Source organism: Priestia sp. Y58, assembly GCF_029522095.1.
GTDB classification, from domain to species: domain Bacteria; phylum Bacillota; class Bacilli; order Bacillales; family Bacillaceae_H; genus Priestia; species Priestia megaterium_E.
Map to the genome: position 1 here is coordinate 1 of NZ_JAKWFL010000009.1, position 25,145 is coordinate 25,145.

Here is a 25,145-nt window from a genome sequence, read left to right on the forward strand (position 1 = left end):
CCGTCCGCCGCTAACGTCATAGAAGCAAGCTTCTAATCAGTTCGCTCGACTTGCATGTATTAGGCACGCCGCCAGCGTTCATCCTGAGCCAGGATCAAACTCTCCGAAGAAATGTTTGACTTGCTCAATTAAAAAATAAAATTTAACGTTGACGTTTGTCGCTTTGTTCAGTTTTCAAAGTTCAACCGCCGCTCTTAAGCGACTTTTTAATCTTACCAGTTTACCTCTTTCTTGTCAACAACTTTTTTAAGAAGTTTTTTCAAGTTTTTGATAAATTTAGTATCGCTCATTGGCGACGTATATAAATTTACCACGGATATTTTAAAGCGTCAATAGATTTTTTAAAATAAATCGTGTTTTTTTAGAAAAACCTTTTATCCAGGCTATAAAGTCATATGTCAGGGTATCTATACGTCATAACCGCACCTATCAGATACCCTTTATCTCTCTATCATTTCGCCACATAGTGTCTATGGTACAAACTCTTTCCTTTGGTTTCTACTTTTTTCACCATAACGATATCTTTTTCAATTAAAAACTCAAGAAGTATTCCTAAATCAATAGCATAAGGGCGTATTTCGGGATGATGAACCAGTTCATTAAACGTCCATTCCTGCTTTTCATTTTTCATAATATGAACAAGATGCTTAGCACCCAATTCAGTTTTTTTATTTACTAGAAATTCACTCGCTAAGAAAAGTAGCTCTAAACGCTTGCTAACCTCTTCTTGGCTAATAATTAGTTCTTCGTAAAGACGATGAATTTCAGGTTCTATTTTTTTCACTTGATTCCATACTGTCACTTCTGGATGAAATCCATTTTCTAACACAGACAGTCGGGCTAAATGATGAAGAGCATGAATGACATGATTGAATGCATCTAAATAATGATTAGACGTATAAAAGTCTTTTCCTTCTTTAAATCGGCGAATCAACTTAGCAAACTCCACACCTATTCTCTTTGTTCGATCTTCTCTAGGGAAATCAATTAAGCGGTTCTTTAAGTTTTCCATATATTCATTTCGATCAAATAGCACTTTACCATTTAAGATCCAATCAATGATACGGCGATTCGTCCCATTCATAATCCATTCACTCATTTGCTGTTCAGAAGCCATATAAAGTGCCGCACGCTCATTTTCATATTCGTATTGTTTAATAAAAAGAGAAGTTTCTGTAGTTTTGGTCACAATAAATAAGATAGCATCCAAATTATCTGTCACTGGAGATTCTGATTTCTTTTTTTCAATCAGTAAAATACCTAGTGTATCTTTATTGCTAGCTCTTTCTTGATATATTGGCCGTAAAACATCTTCCATTTTGAGCTCTCCTAACTGTAATAAACAAATATTTTTCAAAATTTTAAAGGCTATGAACTAAGATTTCTTTTTTTATTATATACGATGTATAACGGATATCCCACTCAGAATTATGGAAATCATTCAGAAAGCTCAAAAACCAACGATAATTTTCCGAAGATTCAATTTTTATTATCATTCACTGTCTCACTCTATGATATATTGGTAACAGGGGGGATACTGATGGGGATAAAGTATTCAAATAAAATTAACAAGATTCGCACGTTTGCACTCAGCCTGATCTTTGTTGGTTTCATTGTTATGTATGGGGGAATTTTCTTTCGGTCTTCAGTCTGGCTAATGACTATTTTTATGCTTCTGGGGTTGCTGTGCATCGTAGCCAGTACGGGCGTTTATTTCTGGATTGGCATGCTTTCTACAAAAGCGGTTCAAGTAACCTGCCCTACATGTCAAAAGCAGACAAAAATGCTAGGGCGTGTAGATATGTGCATGTATTGCAACGAGCCGCTTACGCTTGACCGGTCTCTTGAAGGAAAACAATTCGATGAAAAGTATAATAGGAAAAAACAAAAAGAAAGCTGATAGTATCACTACTATCAGCTTATTAATGCGCTTTTTTAGCCGTACAATCAGGACACGTTCCGTAAATTTCCATTCGGTGGTGACTAATATCAAAGTCAGTAATATGAGCAGCCAGCTTTTCTACTTCGTCTAAACCAGGATAATGAAAATCCACAATTTTTCCGCAGCTTTCGCAAATCACATGATAATGCTCTGTTGTAACATAATCAAACCGGCTTGATGCATCACCATACGTTAGTTCCTTTACAATACCTACTTCGCGAAATACTCTTAAATTATTGTAAACGGTTGCTACACTCATATTTGGAAACTTACCTTCCAGCGCTTTATAAATATCATCTGCTGTTGGATGTGTCATTGAATTGATTAAATACTCTAAAATAGCATGACGTTGTGGTGTAATACGAACGCCAGTACCTTTTAACGTTTCAAGGGCTTCTTGTAAATGATTTGACACGTCATGCACCCCTCTTCTGTAAGTATTATTACTTTATAATTCTTATAATTAGTCTACATGTTTTACCCACGTTTTGTCAACTTGATGCCTATTCCTATTTTATGTAATAAGTAGAAATTATTCATATATTTTATGCAAAAAAAGAAGTGTGGAAATCAATCCACACTTTTAAATATATTAACATCTGAGGAGGTATGCCCTACACTGATATTGTATGTTCAAAGACTAAAACTGCTCTAGTTATCTGCCTGTTTTTATGCCATTTTTTCTTTAATAAACGATAATGCTTCTTCCACATGCCCTTTTACCCGTACCTTGCGATACTCTTTTACGAGCATTCCTTCTTTATTAATGATAAAAGTGGAGCGTTCAATGCCCATATATTCTTTTCCAAAGTTTTTTTTCAGTGTCCATACTCCATACTCTTCAGCTACGCTGTGATCTTCATCAGCTAAAAGTAAGAATGGAAGGCCGTGCTTATCAATAAACTTATGGTGTTTGTCGATTGGATCCGGGCTCACTCCTAGAATCACCGCATCTAGCTCTTCAAAATTTTCATGCTGATCTCTGAAATCACAGGCTTCTGTTGTACAGCCTGGCGTCATATCTTTCGGATAAAAATACAGCACAACGTTTTTTCCTTTCATCGACGCTAGTGATACTTGCTCTCCATTTGTAGACATCAATACAAAATCGGGTGCTTTTTCTCCAACTACAGCTGTCATATTTATCTTCTCCTTTACGCTTTTCATTTTCTTTGAATAGCGTACCCAATATTAGATAAGATGACAAGTTTAAGTGCGGGTAACAGTTCGCATCACAAAGATTGCAGGCATAATATAGCCGATAAACGCTTCAAAAGTTGCAAATAATTTCCCAATTCCAACTGGATACATATCTCCGTATCCTACTGAAAATAAAGTTGCTGCGCTGAAATACATGCTGTTAAACAGCGTATAAAAATAATGACCTTCATGTTCAAACCCTCCGCTTAACACTGGAATACTCCCCATCTCACACACTGTATAAATAAGGCTAAATCCCAATAAAACTGTAATATATGAATAAAACAAGACAAAGAAATGGCCGATTGAGAAAAAATGAAATTCTCCAAGTTCTTTTTCAAAGAGAAACTTCATACTACCGATTACAAAAACAATGATAACGAGGATTAGAAAAATAACCATCATTCTACTCCTTTAATTTATACTCTATTACCACTATACGCGCGTTCTTGTCCATTCATTACTACTCCGAAGCCACGAAAAAGAGCAGGCATTTAATTGCCTGCTCCTCTGTATTTTTTGACACCTGTATTCCATAAGAAGATAGAGATTGTAAAAAAAATGATTCCCATTACTGGGGTTAAAAATGCATATCCGTACCATTCTGACCTTCCTAAAAAATAAGCAGCTGGATATACGCCTACAAATGCAAAAGGAAGAATCCACGTTAAAACATAGCGGATGACATTATTGTAAATATCTACGGGATACCTTCCGTAGTTTCCAATATTATAAATAGTAGGCATAATGGAGGTTCTGGCATCCGACCAAAAACCTATACTTGCTAAGGCGATGAAAATTCCTGCGTATACAAGCGCTCCTCCTAAAATAAATAATAGAAAAATAAAAACATCATACCACTGGAAATGAAGATGTAAAGAAGACGCAGCGTAAGCCATTACGGCAATCCCTGTGATACCACCAAACAATGATTCTAGTTCCATCCGCTCTAAAATAACTTGAAACAAACTGTGAATCGGCCGCGTTAAAATTCGGTCCATTTCTCCTTTAACAATGTAGCGCTCGTTGAAATCCCAAATGTTAAAGAAAGACGAAAAAATAGCAAAAGGAACTAAAAAGAAACCATAAATAAAGATAATTTCCTCTCGTGACCATCCGTGCAGCGACTGAGTATGACCAAATACAACTAAAATAAAAATTAAGTTAACCGCTTGAAACAATAAGTCCGATATGATTTCAACTACCATGTCGGTACGATACTGAAGCCTTGTTTTCATATATTGACCAATGTACTGAAAGAAAATCGAAAAATAAAACATTTTCATAGACTACCCTCCTTGAATAACCATTTTTTTCTTCGCTATGTTCCACAAGCATGCAATAGGGATAAACAAAAGTCCTGACCAAACTGCTTGTGTGATAAGAGCATTTATTACTTCCTGCCCCTTAAATCCATTTGTGAAAATCATGCTCGGAATATAACTAATGGCTTGAAAAGGGAAATAGCTCATAACATGTTGCGCCCAGAAAGGGTAGAAACTGATGGGCAGAAGAAGTCCTGAAAACAAATCAATAACAACGCGCTTCGCTCGAATGAGTCCATCATTGTTAAAAAGAAAGAAAGTCGTAATACCCGTTAATAAATTAATTTGTGTATTGATAATGAAACTAAAAATTAAAGACAGTCCAAAATAAAGCCATGTTGCTGCATTTGCTGAAAATTGTACTGGAAATAAAAACGCGACAATAATCATGCCGGGCACTGAGAAAAACAGCAGTCGAAAAATCCCTTCTCCCAGTCCTTGCATCGTTTTCATACCAAGGTAGCTGTATGGTTTAATTAACTCTACAGCCACTTTGCCATCTTTAATTTCCGTTGCCATTTCACGGTCAATGTTATTAAAGTAAAAGGCTCTTGCCATCCATGAAACGGCTACATACGTTGTCATTTGAGTAATGGATAAACCTTGAATATTCTCTTTTCCTCCATAAATAGCGGACCATAAAAAATAGTAAGCACCAATATTAATTGCATAAATCAATATTCCGCTGTAATAATTCGTCCGATACGCTAGCATCATTAAAAAACGAATGCGTATCATCTCTATATATTTATCCATTCACAACACCTTCTTCATAAATGTTGCGGATGATTTCTTCCGTCGAAATTTCTTCAATGTTAATATCGCTGATTTCATGCTTTGCCACCACTTTAGCAATCAGCTGCGACATTAAGTCTCCTTTATTTTGAAGCTGCGCTGTCCACAAATATTTTTGATCACCTTCAATCCAGTTAACAGGCATTCCTTGCGTCAATAGCTTCAACTGCTCTTTATTTGGCGCAGCTCCGAATTCAAACGTAATCTGCTTAAGGTCGCCCCAGTTCGAACGCAGCTTTTGCAGCGATCCATCATAAATAATACTGCCTTCATCCAGCATTATAACGCGTTCACATAAAGCTTCAATATCTGCTAAATCATGTGTTGTAAGCAAAATCGTCGTGTTGTATTTTTCATTAATTTCTTTTAAAAATTGGCGGATTTTTAATTTAACTAGTACATCTAAACCGATCGTCGGTTCATCTAAAAATAGAAGCGGCGGATTATGAATAAGAGCAGCAGCCAGCTCACAGCGCATTCTTTGACCTAAAGAAAGCTTTCGCACCGGCTTATCTAGCAGCGGCCCGATATCTAACGTTTGAATAACGTGCTCCATGTGAGCGTTATAATCTTCATCTGACACTTTGTATACTTTTTTTAACAGGCGAAAAGATTCTTGTACGGCGATATCCCACCACAGCTGAGAGCGTTGACCAAAAACTACCCCAATCGTTTGGGCAAACTTTTCTCTTTCTTTATGAGGGTTCATTCCATTTACGGTAATGTCGCCTGCAGTTGGAGTTAAGATCCCTGTTAGCATTTTGATTGTGGTTGATTTCCCCGCTCCGTTTTCTCCTATATACCCTACCATTTCCCCTTGTTTTACGGTAAACGAAATATCGTTCACAGCTTTCATGACTCTATAATTACGGGTAAATAAATCCCGGAATGCCCCTTTAAGGCCAGAGCGGCTAGAATAGGCTTTAAATTCTTTCCGAAGTTGATTCACCTCAATAGCATTTTTCATTGTATTCCCTCCGTTACGTCGACGTATTAGTGGTTTCTTTTATTGTTTCCGGCGCCCTTGCTAGCAACTCCTCCAAGAGACGAGGAACTATTTTCTAGCAGTTAGCTCACAAATTTCTATCATACACGTTCTCGAATGTTTTTCAAGAAACAAATAAGTTTGATAGAATAAAGAAGTTGAACTTTTCATTAGGAGGCATAACATGCAATTTACAAAATCAGAACAATTACACGCTGAAGCGCTCGAACATATTGTAGGCGGCGTTAACAGCCCTTCACGTTCATATAAAGCCGTAGGAGGCGGAGCGCCTATTGCAATGGAGAAGGCAAGCGGAGCTTATTTCTGGGACGTTGATGGAAATAAATATATTGACTATTTAGCAGCTTATGGTCCTATTATTACGGGACACGCTCATCCTCATATCACGAAAGCTATTACAAAAGCAGCTGAAACGGGTGTTCTTTACGGTACGCCAACTGCTCATGAAGTCACATTTGCTAAAATGCTCAAAGAAGCGATGCCCGCATTAGATAAAGTGCGCTTCGTCAACTCTGGAACAGAAGCCGTTATGACAACGATCCGTGTAGCACGCGCTTATACTGGACGTGATAAAATTATTAAATTTGCAGGTTGCTACCACGGCCATTCTGACCTTGTATTGGTGGCAGCTGGATCTGGTCCTTCTACACTCGGCACTCCTGACTCTGCTGGTGTACCAAAAAGTATCGCTAACGAAGTCATCACAGTTCCTTTTAACGACATCGAGCCTTACAAGGAAGCATTAGAAAAATGGGGCGATCAAATTGCAGCTGTTTTAGTAGAACCAATCGTTGGAAACTTCGGAATTGTTGAGCCAGAACCAGACTTTTTAGAACAAGTTAATGAATTAACTCACGAAGCTGGAGCACTTGTTATTTACGACGAAGTTATTACAGCGTTTCGCTTTATGTACGGTGGAGCTCAAGATTTACTTGGTGTAAAACCTGATCTCACTGCCTTTGGAAAAATCATCGGCGGCGGCCTTCCAATCGGAGCTTACGGCGGTAAAAAAGAAATCATGGAAAAAGTGGCGCCGCTTGGACCAGCTTATCAAGCAGGTACAATGGCAGGAAACCCAGCTTCTATTCTTTCTGGGATTGCTTGCCTAGAAGTACTAAAGCAAGAAGGTGTTTATGAACAACTGGATAAGCTAGGGGCGATGCTCGAAGAAGGTATTTTAAAACATGCTCGTACATATAACATGCCTATTACCATCAATCGATTAAAAGGCGCTCTTACTGTCTACTTTACAACAGAAACGGTCAAAAACTATGAACAAGCAGAAAATACAGACGGCGAATTATTTGCACGCTTCTTTAAACTAATGCTCCACCAAGGTGTCAACTTAGCACCTTCGAAGTATGAAGCATGGTTCCTTACTACAGCTCATACAGAACAAGATATTACCGACACATTAGAAGCAGTAGAAAAAGCATTTAAACAATTAAGTGAAGAACGCTAATTCTTATTCTAAAGAGGCTGAGATAAAAGGATTTTAGACGAAGTAAAAAACGAACCATTGATCAAGATGTTTGATTAGCGGTTCGTTTTTTTGTTAGGGTAAACGTAGGTTTCATGTATGCAGGTCTTTCTAGCAGCTGATTGGAGGGCAAGTCGAAGACTCCTGCGGAAATCAGCTGCTGTGTCACGAGCGATTCAGCTCATGTATCCCCTTTATTCGTCTTTAGATTGGATTTATTTCGTTATGTCTCAACCTCTTTTTCGTCTTACCTTTGGGTTTCCTTATAGAACTTTCCCACCTTTCATAACCATTTCTTACGCGTCATCTCCTTTTTGTCAGCCTGTCGAAAAATCCCGAGAAATACCCTTATTTTTCTGCTTGTTTTCTCTTGATATCCATTCTTAAACCTTGTATAGTATGTTATTGTTTATATTATTTCCAACAGGTTATGTAATAAAGAAGGATTGATTTTTGCAATTTATCATTTGTTTTGGGGAACATTCTTCATAACGAAAAAACTTTTTTACAGAAAGGAACTACGAACGCACATGAAACTTGGTGCCCGCATCTTAAAAACGGGAATTGCCATTACACTTTCATTGTTATTAGGTGAATTTCTAAGTTTACCATCTCCAATATTTGCGGCAATTGCGGCAGTTTTTGCAATTCAACCGTCTATTTACAGATCTTATTTAACAATATTGGAGCAAATACAGGCGAATGTGATTGGAGCTGCTTCTGCAGTTTGTTTTGGACTTATTTTTGGTACCCATCCCATCATTATTGGTTTTACCGCTGTTGTTGTCATCGCAGTCAACTTAAAATTACGTATTAATAATACAATTGGGCTTGCGCTTGTGACAGTAATTGCAATCATGGAAAATCCAGGAGATAATTTCGTTGAATATGCACTTATACGCTTTGGTACAGTGTTACTTGGGGTATTCTCAGCATTTATTGTCAATCTTATTTTTATTCCGCCAAAGTATGAAACAAGATTGTATTATAAAATTGTAAGCACAACGGAAGAAATTATTAAATGGATTCGCATGAATCTTTATCACGCATCTGAGCACACATTGTTAAAAGAAGACATTGAAAAAATGAAAGACAATGTGGCTAAAATGAATCAAATCTTTGATTTTTACAAAGAAGAACGCACTTATTCAACCAAAAAACGTTTTGTTAAGTCACGCAAGCTCGTTTTATTTCGTCAAATGATTACCGTAACAACACAAGCTCTTACAACCTTGAAACTACTTCACCGAGTAGAAAATGATCTTCAAGTCATGCCGCAGCAATTTCAAGATTTAATCAAATCTGAAGTTGAGTGCCTGTTAATGTATCATGAGCAAGTATTATTAAAATTCATTGGGAAATTACGCGTACAGCCAACCACTACTGTACCAAACGAAGCCTGCGTTGGAAAACGAGCTTTAATCGATAAATTTATGCAGTACAAAATATACGATAATGATGAAGAGAATAAGGTTATTTATCATATCTTCCCTTTAATTTCCGTCATCATTGAGTATAGTGAAGAGTTAGAGCATCTTGATAAGCTGATTGACACGTTTCAAAACTATCACAAAGATGATAACTCATTTGATATTAATCATCAGCGACAAGAAGATTAAAAACACCACCTATTGTTAGACAATAGGTGGTGTTTTTAAATTGTATCAAGCTGCTGAACGTTAAAGAGCTGATAGTAATGACCTTTTTTCTTAATTAACTCCTCATGAGAACCTCGTTCGACTACTCTTCCATTTTCTAAAAGTACAATTTCATCAACATGAGTAATTGTAGATAAACGATGGGCTACAATGAAGGTGGTACGGTCTTTTGCTAGTTCAGCTAATGCTTCTTGAATATAGTGCTCACTTTCCAAATCTAGAGCTGAAGTGGCTTCATCAAAAATAAGAATAGCTGGATTTTTTAAAAATACGCGCGAAATGGAAATACGCTGCTTCTGTCCCCCTGATAGCTTCATTCCCCGCTCTCCCACTTTTGTATCATATCCTTCGGGCAAATTCATAATAAAATCGTGGGCATTTGCGGCTTTTGCCGCAGCAATTACTTCTTCATCTGTCGCTCCTGGCTTTCCAAGCAGTATATTGTTTTTAACCGTGTCGCTAAACAACACCGTATCCTGCAGGACGATTCCAATCTTATCTCGCAGGCTGCGTACTTTATAGGTTTTGATATCAATGTCATCAATGAGAATTTTTCCCTCTGTCACATCGTAAAAGCGCGGAATTAAGCTGATAAGCGTGGATTTCCCTCCTCCGCTCATTCCAACAAACGCAACGGATTTTCCTTTTTCTACATCTAAATTAATATCATGAATCACGGGTTTTTCTTCTTCTTCATAAGCAAATGAAACGTGCTCAAACTGAACCTTTCCATGAAGCTCAGTGCATTCTTTTGCATCTTTCTTGTCTGTAATATCGTATTCTTCATCAATGAACTCAAACACCCGGTCCATAGATGCAACAGACTGCGTGAGCGTAGTCGATGAATTGACCAAGCGGCGAAGCGGATTATATAAGCGGTCAATGTAGGCAACAAATGCTACCATCGTTCCTACGCTAAGACTTTCTGTGATGACTTGATATCCAGCAAATGTAATCACGATTAAAGGCGCCAAATCGGTAATGGTATTTACTACTGCAAATGTTTTTGCATTCCAATTCGTATGATTGATTGCTTTTTGTAGAAAATTTGAATTTTGCTTATCAAATTGCTTCTGCTCATGAGGCTCAATAGCAAAGCTGCGAATAACAGAGATCCCTTGAACCCTTTCATGTAAGTGCCCCTGCACTTCCGCTAAAGCCTGCGAACGGACTCTTGTTAAATGGCGAAGACGACTGTAAAAATATTTTACAGAGAACGCATAAACCGGCAGCAAAATAATCGATACCAGTGTTAAAGGTACATTCATCGTAAACATAATCACAATGGCTATTACAATCGTCATCATATCAAGCCATACGTTCATTAAGCCTGTGATAACAAAGTTTTTTGTTTGCTCTACATCGTTAATGACTCGTGAAATTACTTCACCTGCTCGCGTATTTGCATAATAACGTAAGCTAAGCTTTTGAATATGGCTAAATAGCTGATCACGTATATCATATAGTACTTTGCTCGATACCCATTGAGCATAATACTGCCTGTAATATTCAATGGGAGGTCTTAACACTAAAAATACAACAAACGAAATCCCCATAATCGTCACCATTTTATGAACTTTTTCAGAGGAAGACATGCCATGTCCATTTACGATATCGTCCAACACATATTTCAAAAGCAGCGGAATTAATAAAGGAATAGCAAATTTAATAATACCAATTAAGACAGTGCCGACAATTTGCCATTTGTATGGCTGTACAAACTTCATGTAGCGTCTTATACTTCCCATAAAATCTCCCCTTTCTATCTATGAGGGCAAGCTTTCTTAGTATATGTACACACGTCGATTTTTTAGTGCTTTTATCTCTTCTAAAAGATGGTGAGCATAACGCCAAAAAGAACATTATATCAAACAGTCAGCTTTAGACGGCCTAACATAATGTTCTCTAGATCATTCATCAAGAATGCCGATATGTTAAAAAACGCTCATACCAAATGTCAATGAAATCTGGAGCAAACGGGCCTTTTCGCTGTCGAATCCAACCTTTTAACTCCTCGACGTGATTATGTAAAATACGGTCAATCACTTCTGGATAATTCATTTCTTTTCGATGCTTCTCATATTCATCTTCATCAAGAAGGGTATATGTCATATCTGGATAGACTTTGATATCTAAATCATAATCAATATATTTGAGCGCTTCATTGTCATCATAAATGAACGGCGAACTGATATTGCAGTAATAATAAATTCCATCTTCACGGATCATCCCAATGACGTTAAACCAATGCTGAGCATGAAAATAACAAATTGCAGGCTCTCTTGTGACCCATGTTCGTCCATCTGATTCTGTAACGACCGTACGATCATTTCCTCCAATCACTAAGTTATTGGTTGCTTTTAATACGGTTGTCCGATCCCACACGCGATGAATATGTCCATTATGCTTGTAGCTGTGTATTTGAATTGTTTCTCCTTCCACCGGAATTCCCATCTCCAATACCTACTTTCATTTTAGCACTTAAAAAAATTCATATAACGTCTCCATTTGTCTTATGTTTATTATAACGGTTTCTCTCTCATTTTAACACAAATGTGCTAACCTTCTTGAGTTCAAAAAAGTCACTCCCCCTACTTTTCCTTTGCTTGGCAGCCTTAAAAAAGAGAGGAAGTGACACATCAATGTTCATTAAGCAAGTGTAGAGCAAGCCCCTTCACTTTTATATGTACGAATAATGTCTTCGGTTTGTGCTTCAAACGTCAATTGAATCTCTTTTAATTTTAGTTTCATTTCACTAATTTCATCTTGCACAGAATGAAGTTTTGCTTCTTCATGAAGTTTTACTAGTTCACCTTCGATTTCCTGACAGCGCTCAATCTCAGACTGCAAAAACAGAAGTTGATCCATGGTCTCCAATTGTTGAGTCACTAGCTGATCAAATTTTTTCATACGATAGCTCCTCCCTATTTGCTTTAACCATACACGCGGCACTTCTGTTAACATTCTGTTTAGGTGAGACAGATTCCTTTGACGAGTTGTGTAAAGTTTCAAGAAGTTTTGTCATACTTTGTTGCTTTTTATATAAGAAAAAGCGAACTTAACATCGCCGTATGAAAGACGTTAAGTTCGCTTTTGGTATTAACCTTGGTATTTACTAGAGTTTTGGTTTTTCTTTGCTTCAGCTTGTGCGTTTTGTTGTCTCACTTCTTGAGCACTCGTTTCGCTAGCAAATTCAGTACCGAAGTTGTTTTTAGATGCTTGAGCATTTTGGCTTTTGTTTGCCGCTGCTTGAGCATTTTGTTGTTTCACTTCTTGTACATTTGTTTCGCTACCAAATTCAGTACCGAAGTTGTTTTTAGAAGCTTGAGCATTTTGTTGTTTCACGTGTTGTGTGCTTGTACCAGATGCTGTTTTGTTTGTTTGTTTTGCCATTGTAATCACCTCCACGAAAATTAATATGCCCGGGAGGTAAATAGGGTATGCAAACTTTTTTCAGTATTTTAAGGCGCAAGCAAAAAACACATTTACCTTACATTAAAAGTGAACGCCCTCCGTCAATAATAAGCGTTTGACCGCAAATCATATTTGCTTGATCGGACACTAAGAACATAACTGCATCTACCATGTCTTTTGGCTCCACCATACGACCAGCTGGAGTATGCTTGCGTGCATCATCTAGAAGCTCATCGCGATTTGGGAAATGTTTTAGTGCCTCTGTATCCACAGCCCCTCCAGATACAGCATTTACCACAATATTCTTTGGAGCCAGCTCCACTGCTAAATAGCGGGTCAACGCTTCTACAGCAGCTTTTGACACGCCTACTGTTGTATAATTTTCTAAGTAGCGAATAGACCCAAGCGAACTGATGGTAACAATCTTTCCTCCGCCTACTTTTTCCATACGTTTAGCCGCTTCTTGTGCACAGAATAAATATCCTTTGCTGTTAATATCCATTGTCCAGTTCCAGTGAGTTTCTTCCAATTCCATAATAGGACGTAAAACTCCTGACGCTGCATTACTTACAAATACGTCTAAGCGACCGAATACTTCATCAATTTGCTCAAACATTTCTTTAATTTTTTCTACTTTTCCTACGTTTGCTTTAACAACTAATGCTTCTCTGCCTAGTGCTTTGATTTCTTCTGCTACTTCCTGCGCTGCACTTTTGCTTCGTGCATAGTTTAATACAATATCGTATCCTTCTTTAGCCAGACGTAAGGCAATTTCTTTACCAATACCTCTGCTGCTTCCCGTAACTAGTGCTACCTTTTGTGACATGATGTCATCTCCCTTATGTATCGTATTATCTTTACATTGTACTGATTTTATCGCATAAGAAACAAGTAATATAGGGAAAATAGATAAAACTTGATGAAATGAACGAGGTGAATAGAATGTATGTAGGTAGAGACATGACGGCTCTTTCAATGATTTCTAAAAGCGAGTGGAAAGACAGTGAGCTTGCGTTTTTCCATCACTCTTTACAGCAAATGACGCCGTATTTAAATGCTGAAGGACAAAGTATTCATCAGCAAATTATTAAAGAAATTGAAGCACGGGGCGGGTTACAGCGCCACGAAGCAGATTACACACACGGCACGCATGTATCATATGATTAAATAAAAAGAAGCGTGGAGTTTATCCACGCTTCTTTTATTTAACAAGTACATATTCTTTTAAGATTTTTTGATGGGAAACAGGAAATGCATATTGTTCTAAATCTTTTTCAGAAACCACTTTCAAATTTTTTAATGCACTGATATCACTTACAAGCTCTGCTTCATATACTGTGATGTTCCAGACGATATGAGAAAACACGTGCTGAATTGTGGTAAACGGCGCATGAATTTTAATATCGGCTCCGTACTCATTTTGAATAAATGCCTGAAGCTGCTGATGATCTGGGGCTATACTAAGGTCTACTTCTATATTTGGAAATTCCCATAGGTTAGCTAAAAGTCCTTTGCTTGGACGTTTATGAATCAGATAATTTCCTTCCTCGTCTCTAATCACCGCTGCAGCAAGCTGAAGAGCACGCGGCGCTTTTTTCTTTGATTTGACAGGAAGCTCATTCTGCACTCCTTCTTCAAACGCGCGGCAGTGTTCGCGAACTGGACATAACAAACAGGAAGGAGAAGTTGGTGTACAGACAATGGCACCAAGTTCCATCATGCCCTGATTGAAATAAGAAGGGTTATCTTTTGAAATAATTTCATGCACGATATCTTCAAACAGCTTTCTTGTTTTCGGTTTTGCAATATCATCCCAGACGGATAAAATGCGCGATAGCACACGCATGACATTTCCATCTACAGCAGGCTGCGGCACTCCGTATGCAATACTTAAAATGGCTCCTGTTGTATAAGGGCCTACTCCTTTTAGTTTAGATATTTCTGCTGGCGTATTTGGAACTTCTCCCCCGTATTGTTCGTGAACTTCTCGAACGGCGGTTTGCAAATTACGGGCACGGGAATAATAACCTAACCCTTCCCACGCTTTTAACACATCATCTTCATTTGCATAAGCTAAGTCTTTGATAGTGGGAAATTTGCTAATAAAATTATTAAAATAAGGAATGACCGTATCTACTCTCGTTTGTTGAAGCATAATTTCAGATACCCACACCTTATAAGGGTCCTGATCTTGACGCCAAGGTAAAATGCGCTGTTCCTGCTCAAACCAAGAGATTAAGTCATTTTGAAATGCTCGAATATCAAAATTTTGTACAATATCTTTACTTTGTTTCACGTCATAGCCTCCGAGGTATTAACTATACATATACAATGTGTTGCTTTTTGAATCTTAGTAACTTTATGATAACCTTATAACAACTACAAATATGAATAGTAAAATGAATTGTTCAAATAATGAATAAAAACAGCTAATTTGCTGCGTTAGTAATAAAGCGAGATTTTTTATCAAGCTTTCATGCTTAATTAGACTAATTTAAGCTTGTCATCTTACAAAGGAGGAGTTCGCTCTGGATACTGGTACACACATTGCAATGGGAATCGCTTTAGGCGGCCTTGCAACATTAGACCCCACTGTATCTGCGAATACAGCCACAATGGATGCTGTAATGATTGGCGTAATGGCCGGGTCATTAGCACCTGATTTAGACACTGTTTTAAAGTTGCGAAACAATGCACAGTATATCCGCAATCACCGTGGAATTACACATTCTATCCCGGCTGTTATTTTATGGCCTTTGCTTATCGTGCTCATTCTTTCGCTTCTGCTGCCAGGAGCTAACTTGCTGCATCTCTGGATGTGGACCTTTGCAGGCGTCATTATTCACGTTTTTGTTGATATCTTTAACGCTTATGGCACGCAAGCTTTACGGCCTTTCACAAATAAATGGATTGCGCTTGGCGTAATCAACACGTTTGATTACGTGATTTTCTCAGCTCACGTACTTGCGATTTTAATCTGGTTTATCGGCGCAGAGCCAGGACCAACATTTATTACGCTGTATGTGTTATTGGCGTTTTACTATGGATTGCGCTTTTATATGCGCCACCAAATTGCCAAGAAGCTTCGAAAACAGTTTCCCGATGTTATCAAGCTCAATATCTCTCCTACAATGCGTTTCACTCACTGGCACTTAGCTGTGACGACCGAAAAGTATTTTCATGTAGGAAGAGCAATCGGAGAAGAAATTTTTATTTATGATACGTTTGATAAAGTTCCAATACCCGAATCAGCCGTAATTGAAGTAGCGAAAAAAGATGAAAATTTATCTGCTTTTCTTTCATTTTCACCTATTTATAGATGGGAACTGGATGAATATAACGACCACATTGAAGTGCGCTTTATCGATTTGCGCTACCGCAGCAAGGACTACTATCCATTTGTAGCCGTAGTCCAGCTTGATTACGATTTAAATATCATTTGTTCGTACACAGGTTGGATTTTCAGTGAGAAAAAATTGCGTAAAAAGCTTGATTATCTCCCGCACTAATCATAACAAGAACAAATATGAAACCCAAAAACGAACCGTCTGCTCAAGACGGTTCGTTTTTATTTAATGTTTTAAATAGTCATCGTTATTTAATAAATGCTGATATTTAGGGTTTTTAACCGCGATTTCATGAAGCTTATCACCGTAGCTGTTAATATACATCGTAACAACCTTTTCCGTTGCTTCTTTCCCTTTATAATCATATCCGGCTTTTGCGTAAGATGACTCAAAATCTTCCCAGAAAAGCTCGACCCACGTACGTGCTTGAGCATATGAAAGCGAACTATTTTTATTTAAGAGCTGATTCGTTAATCTTTCAAATATATCGTTCATAAGAACACCTCGATTACCAAAATTCTTTATGAGTATGTTTGCACTTTTAACTTACACTATAAATGCGGAGTTATTCACTCCCTCATGTACTATATCATAACCGCAACGCTTTCTGTTGTAAAAGGAGAGGTATCGATGCGCAATAAAGCAAAAGATTTTACAAACCAACATCATACTAAGCTTGAAGGCGAACCTCGAGCAAAAGCTGAGTACGCTTCAAAACGTGCAAATGGAACGATCAATACGCATCCTCAAGAACGTATGCATGCTTCTAATGAGCGCGAAGAATAACCCCTTGCTTTACGTTTAAAAATAGAGTGAATATAGAAATCAAACAAGCAGCACACTTCGTGCTGCTTGTTCATCCCTTTATTTTTTCAACATGGAAATAGGAAGTGCCTCTTCGTTTTGCGGTGAGCCAAGCCTAAATCCCCACGCAAAAACTCCGTTCATATAATCAATTTTAAAATATGAACCCGGATCTCCTTGAATTTCATATACTTCCCCTGCTTTAAACGTTTCGGGATCCAATAAATATGACCTAGCCATCGTTACTTTTCTTTCTAATACTGCATACTCATTGACCATGCCAAGCTGTTCAGCTTTTCGTGCTTTTTCTTGAAGAGACCCAATTTCTTGTTGAAGTTCATACGTCGTCATATCGCTGTAACGTTTTTCAGACATGCTGTTTTCCCCCTTGTTTGCTTTCATTTTATTATAACAAAAGGTATAACTAAAGGGAGACTATGAAAAGGGAGTTTTGGGAATGAAAACAGTGCTAATCACAGGCGGTGCGACGGGTCTTGGAAAAGAACTCGCAAAACTTTACGCAAAAGACTACAACGTCATTCTAGCTGGACGCAATCACCATAAATTAAATGAGGCGCAGCATGAGCTAGGAGACAACGTATCTACGATGTCTGTAGATATTACACAGTATGAAGAAGTAGGAAAATCTGTAGAAAAACTGCTGATGCAGCATTCAGTAGATATCCTTATCAATAATGCAGGCATTGGACATTTTGGTCCTTTGACGGATTATACAAAACAAGCAATCGATGAAGTCATCGATACAAATGTAAAAGGAACTATTTTTTTAACGCAAGCGCTTATGCCTCATCTCTTGACGAGAACTGAACCTAAAGTTATGAATATCATTTCAACTGCAGGACTTCGCGGGAAAGCCAATGAAAGCGTCTATGTGGCAAGTAAATTTGGCGTAAGGGGATTTACAGAAAGTTTAAAAGTGGAGTACCAAGATACCAACCTTCATGTGATTGCAGCTTATATGGGAGGCATGAATACTCCTTTCTGGGATCACAACAACCATATTAAAGATAAAAGCCGCTTGCGCTCAGCTTCAGAAATCGCTGAGATTATTTATAAACAGCAGAATGACTCAGAAGATATTTTGTTTTAAAAAGATTGAAACATAACTACATCCATCTAAAGATAAACAAATTGTATAGATGATCTTATAAGAATCTCTTGTTACACGGCGGTTGATTTCCGTGCAAGACTTCGCTTTCCGCGGGCGGCCGGTGAGCCTCCTCGTTGCTTACGCTCCTGCGGGGTCTCACCTGTTCCGCTTTTCCCGCAGGAGTCTCTGTCTTGCCCTCCAATCAACCGCTAGTAGCAACTAAATACTTGAAGCTTATGTTAAGCATCACAATAAAAAAATCCGAACGAGTTGGATTCTCCATCAAGAATCTCGATTCATCGTTCGGATCTTCCTTCAACTAACATACTTTTTCCCCGCTCTATTCCTCTTCAATAGAATCTAGAAATGATTGAATTTGTTCAATGGAAAATCCTTTTCTATAAAGAGCCTGCTTCATTTTTTGCTGATATTCCCAGCCTTCATACTTTGAAAAACGACGATGAGCTTTCATTCCTTGATATTGCAGAGCTTCCCAAACCTCATCACTTTCTTTTTCTGTATCCGTTCGCTGAAATGCTTCTTGAATAACAGAAAACGAATAGCCCTTCACTGCCAATGCTTGTTCCATTTTTTGTTTCATCATCACTTGAGATAATTTCTTGTATTTCCCTTTTAACTTTTCAATTAATTTTACAGCAGTTTGAATTTGCTGTTCTTCAGGGTATTCACATAAACTAAGGGTAATAATGGAATCAGAAATCCCCTTTTCTTTTAATTCTCTTTGAATCACATTTGGTCCTTTTGATGTCGTGTTCATCTGAGTTAACACAAATGCTTTTGCAAACTCTTCATCATTTAAATAACGGTGGCTGACTAGTTTCTGAATAACTTGTTGAATAATAGTAGAGTTAATTTCTTTTTTCTTTAAATAATCATGTACCTCTTTTTCAGAGCGCATTCGATAAGATAAGTAAGTGATCGCTAAATTATAAGCTTTTTTCTCATCATCTGCGTACTGAATTTCCGTTAATTCAAATTCATCAAGCTCACGACCTTTTTTTAAGTCATATTTGATGAGGACATTTTCGTCAACACCAAAGCCAAACTCTTCACCTTTACCGTAATCTAAATACACATTATAACGTTCACCGCTATTCTTTTGCGTTGTGATCTTTGTGACAACAGGCATTAACCTTCACCTCATATTTCTTATTAAATTGATGGCTGAAGAACCGCCAAACGTATCATACACATTTTTATTTATCTCAATAAAGGAGGAAGTTCGTATGAAAATTGTTATTGCTGGAGGAACTGGATTCGTAGGGAAAGCTTTAACAAAACATTTTTTAACACAAAAACATTATGTATATATTTTAACACGCAATGCAGATAAAGCTGCAAGAGATCCGAAACTTAAATATGTAGAGTGGATGCAAGAAAACAGCCAACCTGAAGAGCATGTAGAAGGAGCAGACGTTTTTATCAATTTAGCTGGCGTTTCACTTAACAGCGGCCGCTGGACGGACGAGCGCAAAAAAGCCATTGTGGAAAGTCGCCTTTCTTCTACTCAAGAAATCCTTCGTATTATGGCTGCCTTGCCCGAAAAACCGTCACTTTACGTAAATGCAAGCGCCGTTGGTTATTACGGGACATCAACGAAAGAAACGTTCACAGAAGCTTCTCCATCCATCGGCACAGACTTTTTAGCTGAAACGGTAAAAAAGTGGGAAAACGAGGCCCTAAAAGCGATGGAACTCAATATTCGTACTGTCTTAACAAGATTCGGCGTTATATTAGGGAAAGATGGCGGAGCACTTCCTTCTACGGCCCTTCCTTATAAATTATTTGCAGGAGGAACAGTCGGTTCCGGAGAACAGTGGATGTCTTGGGTACATCTTCAAGACGTCGTGAAGATCATTGATTATTGTATCCATACCAAACAAATAGAGGGACCTGTTAATGTAACTGCCCCGAATCCCGTTCAAATGAAAGAGTTTGGAAAGACGATTGGCAAAGTCTTAAATCGCCCTCACTGGATGCCCGTACCTAGCTTTGGCCTTCAACTGCTGATGGGAGAAATGAGTATGATTATTTTGAAAGGACAGCGTGTTTTACCTGAAAAATTGATTCAACAGAATTACATTTTTACATATACTGTATTAGAAGATGCATTGCGAGATTTACTCTAGTTATTTTCTGATATTTACCTAAAACAGGTGACTAAGCTGCCGATAGATAGGAGCATCCTTTATGAAAACCATTCTCTTGAGAAATGCAACGCTCTATCCCATTACTTCAAAACCTATTTATAATAATGATGTGCTCATTCAAGATGGAAAAATTGTTTTAATTGGGCCAAACTTGCAGCCTCCTCTTCAAGTAGAAGTTATTGACTGCAAACAGCGCTATTTATTCCCTGGATTTATTGATGTTCATACACATCTAGGACTATATGATGAAGGAACCGGCTGGGCCGGAAATGATGCTAACGAAACAATCGAGCCTATGACTCCCCATATCCGAGCTTTTGACAGCGTACATCCTTTAGATCCTGGGTTTAAAGATGCCATTGAAGCGGGTATTACGTCTGTACACATTATGCCTGGAAGTGCAAATGTGATCGGAGGTACAACGTCTGTTATTAAAACAGCCGGAACAAGTATTTCTCAAATGTTGATTCAAGAGACAGCTGGACTTAAGATTGCGCTAGGAGAAAATCCAAAACGAATCCACAGCCATGGCAATAAAGAATCCATTACACGAATGGGTATTATGGGGATGCTGAGAGAAGCCTTTTATCATGCAAAAAGCAGTGACAATAAAGATGATTTGCGAATTAAACCACTCATTCAAGCGCTGAATAGAGAGATTCCCGTTCGAATTCATGCTCACCGAGCCGATGATATTCTATCAGCTCTGCGCTTAGCAGATGAATTTCATTTAGACGTTCGTATTGAACACTGTACAGAAGGTCACTTAATTGCTAAAGAGCTAGGTGGAAGAAATTTAAAAGTAAGCGTGGGACCAACTTTAACACGCCGCTCAAAGATTGAATTGAAAAATAAAACATGGAAAACCTATCAAGCTCTCTGCAATGAAGGAGTAGAAGTTTCCATTACAACAGACCACCCTTATACGCCCATTCAGTACCTAAATATTTGTGCATCCATTGCCGTACGTGAAGGACTTGAAGAACAAAAAGCATTAGAAGGCATCACGATTGCTGCTGCTCGAAATCTCCGTATTGATCAGCGAATCGGCAGTATCGAAGCAGGAAAAGACGCTGATTTAGTACTATGGAGCCATCATCCCTTTCACTACTTAGCAAAGCCTATTTTTACCATGATAAATGGTAAAATATTATTTAAAAAAAATTAACATTTTACCTATTTTCTTTTTTAATTTTTTTTAGTATGATACGTTTAGAAGCATGTGAATTTCACAAAAGCATAAACATCACACGTTGACTTTTTATGTTTGTTGACTTGTAATGGGAAGGCAAATGGTGCGCCACCAGGTAACTGGTTCTAGTGGGTTCGATTCCCACCCCGAAATTTTTTTAATTATTAAAAAATTTCGAGGGTGGGGACTTGATTGGAGTCTGTATATACCCTCGATCAGGAGGGAAAAGTTATGTTAAAAAAACGTGACCTAAATGACTGTCAATCTCTATACGAACTCATGGTACATCCTGATGTCTTCCCTTTTGTTCGTCATAAAGCCCATTCCTATGAAGAATTTTTATTTGTGACTAAACAAACGATGGAAGCAGAAGATCATGGAGAAATTATTTCTCGCACGATTTTAGACGAATGGGGTAACCCTATCGGCACCATTAATTTATTTGATGTACAGGACCAAGCTGGTTTTTTAGGCACTTGGCTTGGCAAACCGTTTCATGGAAAAGGATATAATCAAATTGCAAAAGAAGCGTTCTTTAATGAACTGTTCTTTGAGTTAAATATAGAGCGAATTTTTATGCGAATTCGTAAAATTAATATTAGGTCTATTAAGGCTGCAGAAAAACTGCCTTATGCAGTACTTGCGAATGAAACACACAAAGCTTTATACGATGAAATTAATCAACATGAAGACGTATACGATTTATACGAAATTCCAAAAGACTTGTATACATTATACTACTTGCGTCACGAACAAGACGTTCAAGAAGATCACCAGCTTAAAGAAGCGTAAGAGTCTCTCCGTGTAACGGAGAGCTTTTTTTTATGATTAAAAACGAGAGATTCTGGAAAAAATAAGTAACATGATCGAAAAACGTTAATTGGAGGTTTTTTTATGTCTGAAAAAAAACGAAAAGAAAACGCAAAAAATACGTTAAGTAGCGCTCAAGAAATCTATTACGGCCGCGAGTTTAAAAAAGCAGACCGTGCAGGCGGCTACACGAAAAAATAAGTGAGGCAAAACATCTCTATCCAACGCTTGATCATCCCAACGTCCTTTCTGTACACTGTGTATCGGAAGGACGTTTTATATTATGTAAAAATAATAACACGAAGATTTCAAGCGTATGATTTACGTTTTTTTAATACTCTATTATATCCACAAAGTTTACCCACAATTATGTGGATAATGTGCATAACTTTATTGGATATGCATATTACCGCTTTCATAACTTGAAATGACAGTGGGTAATTTTTATGTAAATTTTCTGAAAAAATGTGAATAATGTGGATAAAGTTGTGAATATCCTATACAATTCAGCAGTTAACTTCTTGTTAACCTGTGGATATCTTCTTTAGTACTTTCATTGATTTTAGTACCATCAAGGCTTTCGATATATTATAAGTATAATAATAAAAAGTAGGGGAAACTTCCCCTACTTTTTTATTATTGGAAACAATATATCCACACTTGTTCCTTTATCTAACTGACTAGAAAACGTCATCTGCGCGTGGTGAGCTTTAATAATCCGATAGCTGACCATCAGCCCTAAACCTGTACCTTTTTCTTTTGTACTATAAAAAGGCTCACCTATCTTCGCTAACCGTTCAGGAGGAATACCCTGTCCTTCATCAGCAATCTGCAGCCAAAGGTGGTTTTCTTTTGCTTTGATAGTAATATGAATACTCCCTCCTTCAGGCATTGCTTCGATAGAGTTTTTAATAATATTAATAAATACTTGTTTTAACTGATTTTTATCTCCATACACCTTTGGTAACTGGTCGTCCCTTTCAAATATGAAAGCTACTTCCTTTTCTACTGCTTCAGGTTCAAGAAGTGAGCACACTTCTTGAACAAGCGCTTGCATATTCAAAGATTCAACCTTCATTACCTGAGGTTTTCCTAACATCAAAAATTCTTCTACGATTCCATTCATTCGTTCTAATTCAGTTTCCATGATATCTATATACAAAGCATCTTTAGGATGTTGTTCTTTTAATAAGTGAACAAAACCTTTTAAAGAAGTTAAAGGATTTTTGATTTCATGAGCCACTCCAGCTGCAAGTTCTCCTACAACGGCCAGCTTCTCAGAAGTTCTAAGCTTCTCTTCTGCTTTTTTACGCTCCGTAATATCTGTCGATACGCACAGCATTTGAATCACTTCCTGTTTTTCATTCATAATAGGAAGTTTTGCTGTTTCGACCCAGCGCCGGTTTCCTTTCGAATCTTTAAACTGTTCTTCTAATACCATCCCTTTTTGCGTACAGTTTGAAAACGCCCCTTTATATAAAAGATCTGATTGAAGGTTGAACTGATATTTATCAATTGATTGTCCAATTAAGTCATCAGGTTTTTCACCTAAGAGCATCGCAAAAGATTCATTAACGAGAATGAATTCCCTTTTTTGATTAATCGCATAAATATAGCTTGGATTAATATCAATAACTTGTCTTAAAAACGTTTTTTGTTCCTGCAGCTGATTTTCTTTTTGCTGTAAATTCGCTTTAGAATGGCGTATATAGCTAATCATTTCATTAAACTGTTTAGATAAAATACCGATTTCGCCCCGCTCAATTTCTCGTTCCGGAATTTTTTGATTAAAATTCCCGCGCGCTACTTGTCCCGCCAATTCATATAGTTTATGAATAGGATTCACAATTTGCCTTGCATATAACGCAGTAAAAAACGAAAGCAGTAAAATCGTAACACCTGAAACGATCCAAAGCGTTTTTTCAAACATTTCATAAGGCTTGTAAATTTCTTCAACGGGTAACTGAGCAACTATCCCCCAATTAAGAACAGGAATATATTCAAATGATGCAAAGAAATAGTTTCCTTCGGTGTTCACAACGCGCTGATATCCTGATTTATGATTCATCGTTTTCTGAACGATTTCGTTTTTCTTAGCATTTTCACCGATTCTCTGTTTCTCTGGGTGGGAGATAATTCTACCATTGCGGTCTACAATAAATGTATAGCCGTTCTCTCCTATATCGAACGTTTGGAAGATGGATTGAAAACTTTCATTTTCTTCAATTCGCAGCGCTAGATTTACGACCTTTTTTACATTTTGCTGCCCATCCAAAATAGGAATCGCCATCACCACAATGTAGTGCTTTGTATCTGCTGAAACGACATCGCTTAAATATATTTTTTTGGTTCGCAGCGCTTCTTGAAAATATTTTCTTTTACTTAAGTTCACCTGTTTCATATTCTTTAAATCATTCGGATAATAATGCTCAACATACCCTTTCACATTAAAAATGGTTCCGCTATCGATATACGGTGAAATATTAACTATTTTCTGCAATTCTTTGTCTATTTCTTGTTCATCATCCGATAAAAAAATAGGATCTTGCTGTACCTCGTCGCCCAGGCTCCAAATATCTTTAATGACAACGTTAATTTGCTCTTTCATTCTCTTGACGGTTTTATCAGTTACCTGTCGATATTGATCTTGAGAAATATTAGGCAGCATCACTCTTGAAACAATAAACATTAGCGTTAATACGGTACAAATAAGAAGCACATTAATCGTGAAGATTTTCCAAAACGTATGAGATTTAAACCATTTCATGTTTGTTCACCTTAATCTAATGAAGTCTACCTTCATTGTACTCCAAAATGAAGACTTTTCCATGTAAATGATAGAATTCCATCTTTAGACATAGAAGAAAATCACTTGGTTCTACATTACTAT

The 25,145-nt window shown here is 37.5% G+C and carries 29 protein-coding genes and 1 rRNA gene; 11 read left to right on the forward strand and 19 right to left on the reverse strand.

Features of this window, described 5'->3' with window-relative positions:
* Positions 1-110: ribosomal RNA gene (locus tag MMB68_RS22165) — 16S ribosomal RNA — on the reverse strand; the annotation flags it as partial.
* Positions 111-451: 341 nt separating this feature from the next.
* On the reverse strand, positions 452-1,318 hold the full coding sequence (locus MMB68_RS22170) for a nucleotidyltransferase-like protein (RefSeq protein ID WP_221784405.1): 867 nt from the start codon (positions 1,316-1,318) through the stop codon (positions 452-454).
* Between the two features lie 222 nt (positions 1,319-1,540).
* On the opposite strand from MMB68_RS22170, the gene MMB68_RS22175 reads away from it, so the two are divergent.
* The gene (locus MMB68_RS22175) at positions 1,541-1,900 is read left to right on the forward strand and encodes a YgzB family protein (RefSeq protein ID WP_014461817.1); all 360 of its coding nucleotides are present in this window, start codon (positions 1,541-1,543) and stop codon (positions 1,898-1,900) included.
* A gap of 22 nt (positions 1,901-1,922) precedes the next feature.
* On the opposite strand, the gene perR is transcribed toward MMB68_RS22175, so the two are convergent.
* The 6 genes from perR to MMB68_RS22205 form a co-directional block, all read right to left on the reverse strand.
* Positions 1,923-2,357, reverse strand: coding sequence for a peroxide-responsive transcriptional repressor PerR (gene perR / locus MMB68_RS22180; protein WP_013055172.1), 435 nt, complete (start codon positions 2,355-2,357; stop codon positions 1,923-1,925).
* A gap of 254 nt (positions 2,358-2,611) precedes the next feature.
* Positions 2,612-3,082: a thioredoxin-dependent thiol peroxidase gene (bcp, locus tag MMB68_RS22185; RefSeq protein ID WP_013055171.1), complete on the reverse strand. Its 471-nt coding sequence runs from the start codon at positions 3,080-3,082 to the stop codon at positions 2,612-2,614.
* Positions 3,083-3,151: 69 nt separating this feature from the next.
* Positions 3,152-3,547 (reverse strand): ion channel, encoded by a 396-nt coding sequence (locus MMB68_RS22190; RefSeq protein WP_223260285.1) that lies wholly within the window; start codon positions 3,545-3,547, stop codon positions 3,152-3,154.
* Between the two features lie 89 nt (positions 3,548-3,636).
* Positions 3,637-4,422, reverse strand: a complete 786-nt coding sequence (locus MMB68_RS22195) for an ABC transporter permease (protein ID WP_221784406.1) — start codon at positions 4,420-4,422, stop codon at positions 3,637-3,639.
* A gap of 9 nt (positions 4,423-4,431) precedes the next feature.
* Positions 4,432-5,223, reverse strand: a complete 792-nt coding sequence (locus tag MMB68_RS22200) for an ABC transporter permease (RefSeq protein WP_221784404.1) — start codon at positions 5,221-5,223, stop codon at positions 4,432-4,434.
* Positions 5,216-6,229 carry an ABC transporter ATP-binding protein gene (locus MMB68_RS22205; protein ID WP_221784403.1) on the reverse strand — a complete coding sequence of 338 codons (1,014 nt, stop codon included), beginning with the start codon at positions 6,227-6,229 and terminating at the stop codon, positions 5,216-5,218. The genes MMB68_RS22200 and MMB68_RS22205 overlap by 8 nt, the downstream gene beginning before the upstream one ends.
* Before the next feature lie 202 nt (positions 6,230-6,431).
* Between MMB68_RS22205 and MMB68_RS22210 the strand changes: the two genes are divergently transcribed.
* Together MMB68_RS22210 and MMB68_RS22215 are read left to right on the forward strand one after the other, a co-directional pair.
* A complete protein-coding gene (locus MMB68_RS22210) occupies positions 6,432-7,730 on the forward strand; it encodes a glutamate-1-semialdehyde 2,1-aminomutase (protein WP_221784402.1) in 1,299 nt (432 codons plus the stop codon).
* A gap of 548 nt (positions 7,731-8,278) precedes the next feature.
* On the forward strand, positions 8,279-9,367 hold the full coding sequence (locus tag MMB68_RS22215; protein ID WP_045291961.1) for an FUSC family protein: 1,089 nt from the start codon (positions 8,279-8,281) through the stop codon (positions 9,365-9,367).
* Between the two features lie 35 nt (positions 9,368-9,402).
* Here the strand turns inward: MMB68_RS22215 and MMB68_RS22220 are convergent, their stop codons facing one another.
* From MMB68_RS22220 to fabL, 5 genes are all read right to left on the reverse strand, one after another.
* Positions 9,403-11,154 carry an ABC transporter ATP-binding protein gene (locus MMB68_RS22220; RefSeq protein ID WP_016762869.1) on the reverse strand — a complete coding sequence of 584 codons (1,752 nt, stop codon included), beginning with the start codon at positions 11,152-11,154 and terminating at the stop codon, positions 9,403-9,405.
* 169 nt (positions 11,155-11,323) lie between these two features.
* Entirely contained in the window at positions 11,324-11,860 is a 537-nt protein-coding gene (gene ntdP / locus MMB68_RS22225) for a nucleoside tri-diphosphate phosphatase (protein ID WP_221784401.1), read from the reverse strand.
* 195 nt (positions 11,861-12,055) lie between these two features.
* A complete protein-coding gene (locus MMB68_RS22230; protein ID WP_014461824.1) occupies positions 12,056-12,316 on the reverse strand; it encodes a YgaB family protein in 261 nt (86 codons plus the stop codon).
* Between the two features lie 189 nt (positions 12,317-12,505).
* Positions 12,506-12,799 carry a gamma-type small acid-soluble spore protein gene (locus tag MMB68_RS22235; RefSeq protein WP_050688503.1) on the reverse strand — a complete coding sequence of 98 codons (294 nt, stop codon included), beginning with the start codon at positions 12,797-12,799 and terminating at the stop codon, positions 12,506-12,508.
* A 97-nt stretch (positions 12,800-12,896) separates the two neighbouring features.
* A complete protein-coding gene (gene fabL, locus MMB68_RS22240; RefSeq protein WP_013055160.1) occupies positions 12,897-13,646 on the reverse strand; it encodes an enoyl-[acyl-carrier-protein] reductase FabL in 750 nt (249 codons plus the stop codon).
* Between the two features lie 116 nt (positions 13,647-13,762).
* Between fabL and MMB68_RS22245 the strand changes: the two genes are divergently transcribed.
* A complete protein-coding gene (locus MMB68_RS22245; RefSeq protein ID WP_014461827.1) occupies positions 13,763-13,987 on the forward strand; it encodes a hypothetical protein in 225 nt (74 codons plus the stop codon).
* A gap of 34 nt (positions 13,988-14,021) precedes the next feature.
* Here MMB68_RS22245 and mutY read toward each other — a convergent pair whose 3' ends face one another.
* Positions 14,022-15,116 carry an A/G-specific adenine glycosylase gene (gene mutY, locus MMB68_RS22250; RefSeq protein WP_221784399.1) on the reverse strand — a complete coding sequence of 365 codons (1,095 nt, stop codon included), beginning with the start codon at positions 15,114-15,116 and terminating at the stop codon, positions 14,022-14,024.
* A gap of 232 nt (positions 15,117-15,348) precedes the next feature.
* On the opposite strand from mutY, the gene MMB68_RS22255 reads away from it, so the two are divergent.
* The gene (locus tag MMB68_RS22255) at positions 15,349-16,329 is read left to right on the forward strand and encodes a metal-dependent hydrolase (RefSeq protein WP_028410120.1); all 981 of its coding nucleotides are present in this window, start codon (positions 15,349-15,351) and stop codon (positions 16,327-16,329) included.
* Between the two features lie 63 nt (positions 16,330-16,392).
* Here MMB68_RS22255 and MMB68_RS22260 read toward each other — a convergent pair whose 3' ends face one another.
* Positions 16,393-16,662: a YfhJ family protein gene (locus MMB68_RS22260; protein WP_013055156.1), complete on the reverse strand. Its 270-nt coding sequence runs from the start codon at positions 16,660-16,662 to the stop codon at positions 16,393-16,395.
* Positions 16,663-16,797: 135 nt separating this feature from the next.
* On the opposite strand from MMB68_RS22260, the gene MMB68_RS22265 reads away from it, so the two are divergent.
* Entirely contained in the window at positions 16,798-16,953 is a 156-nt protein-coding gene (locus MMB68_RS22265) for a small, acid-soluble spore protein K (RefSeq protein ID WP_016762865.1), read from the forward strand.
* A gap of 78 nt (positions 16,954-17,031) precedes the next feature.
* Here MMB68_RS22265 and MMB68_RS22270 read toward each other — a convergent pair whose 3' ends face one another.
* Positions 17,032-17,346, reverse strand: coding sequence for a YfhH family protein (locus MMB68_RS22270; protein ID WP_013055154.1), 315 nt, complete (start codon positions 17,344-17,346; stop codon positions 17,032-17,034).
* An 82-nt stretch (positions 17,347-17,428) separates the two neighbouring features.
* Between MMB68_RS22270 and MMB68_RS22275 the strand changes: the two genes are divergently transcribed.
* A complete protein-coding gene (locus MMB68_RS22275) occupies positions 17,429-18,082 on the forward strand; it encodes an SDR family NAD(P)-dependent oxidoreductase (protein ID WP_221784398.1) in 654 nt (217 codons plus the stop codon).
* A gap of 71 nt (positions 18,083-18,153) precedes the next feature.
* Here the strand turns inward: MMB68_RS22275 and MMB68_RS22280 are convergent, their stop codons facing one another.
* Together MMB68_RS22280 and recX are read right to left on the reverse strand one after the other, a co-directional pair.
* A complete protein-coding gene (locus MMB68_RS22280) occupies positions 18,154-18,288 on the reverse strand; it encodes a hypothetical protein (RefSeq protein ID WP_258873763.1) in 135 nt (44 codons plus the stop codon).
* Between the two features lie 134 nt (positions 18,289-18,422).
* Positions 18,423-19,232 (reverse strand): recombination regulator RecX, encoded by an 810-nt coding sequence (gene recX / locus MMB68_RS22285; RefSeq protein WP_221785775.1) that lies wholly within the window; start codon positions 19,230-19,232, stop codon positions 18,423-18,425.
* Positions 19,233-19,329: 97 nt separating this feature from the next.
* On the opposite strand from recX, the gene MMB68_RS22290 reads away from it, so the two are divergent.
* The 4 genes from MMB68_RS22290 (at position 19,330) to MMB68_RS22305 (ending at position 22,456) form a co-directional block, all read left to right on the forward strand.
* Positions 19,330-20,232 carry a TIGR01777 family oxidoreductase gene (locus MMB68_RS22290; RefSeq protein WP_221785774.1) on the forward strand — a complete coding sequence of 301 codons (903 nt, stop codon included), beginning with the start codon at positions 19,330-19,332 and terminating at the stop codon, positions 20,230-20,232.
* A 61-nt stretch (positions 20,233-20,293) separates the two neighbouring features.
* Positions 20,294-21,421 carry an amidohydrolase gene (locus MMB68_RS22295; RefSeq protein ID WP_221785773.1) on the forward strand — a complete coding sequence of 376 codons (1,128 nt, stop codon included), beginning with the start codon at positions 20,294-20,296 and terminating at the stop codon, positions 21,419-21,421.
* Positions 21,422-21,676: 255 nt separating this feature from the next.
* Positions 21,677-22,237, forward strand: a complete 561-nt coding sequence (locus tag MMB68_RS22300; RefSeq protein WP_013055149.1) for a GNAT family N-acetyltransferase — start codon at positions 21,677-21,679, stop codon at positions 22,235-22,237.
* Positions 22,238-22,339: 102 nt separating this feature from the next.
* Positions 22,340-22,456, forward strand: coding sequence for a YfhE family protein (locus MMB68_RS22305; RefSeq protein ID WP_013055148.1), 117 nt, complete (start codon positions 22,340-22,342; stop codon positions 22,454-22,456).
* Between the two features lie 424 nt (positions 22,457-22,880).
* Here the strand turns inward: MMB68_RS22305 and MMB68_RS22310 are convergent, their stop codons facing one another.
* Positions 22,881-25,022, reverse strand: a complete 2,142-nt coding sequence (locus MMB68_RS22310) for a PAS domain-containing sensor histidine kinase (protein WP_221813412.1) — start codon at positions 25,020-25,022, stop codon at positions 22,881-22,883.
* Between the last annotated feature and the right edge of the window lie 123 nt (positions 25,023-25,145).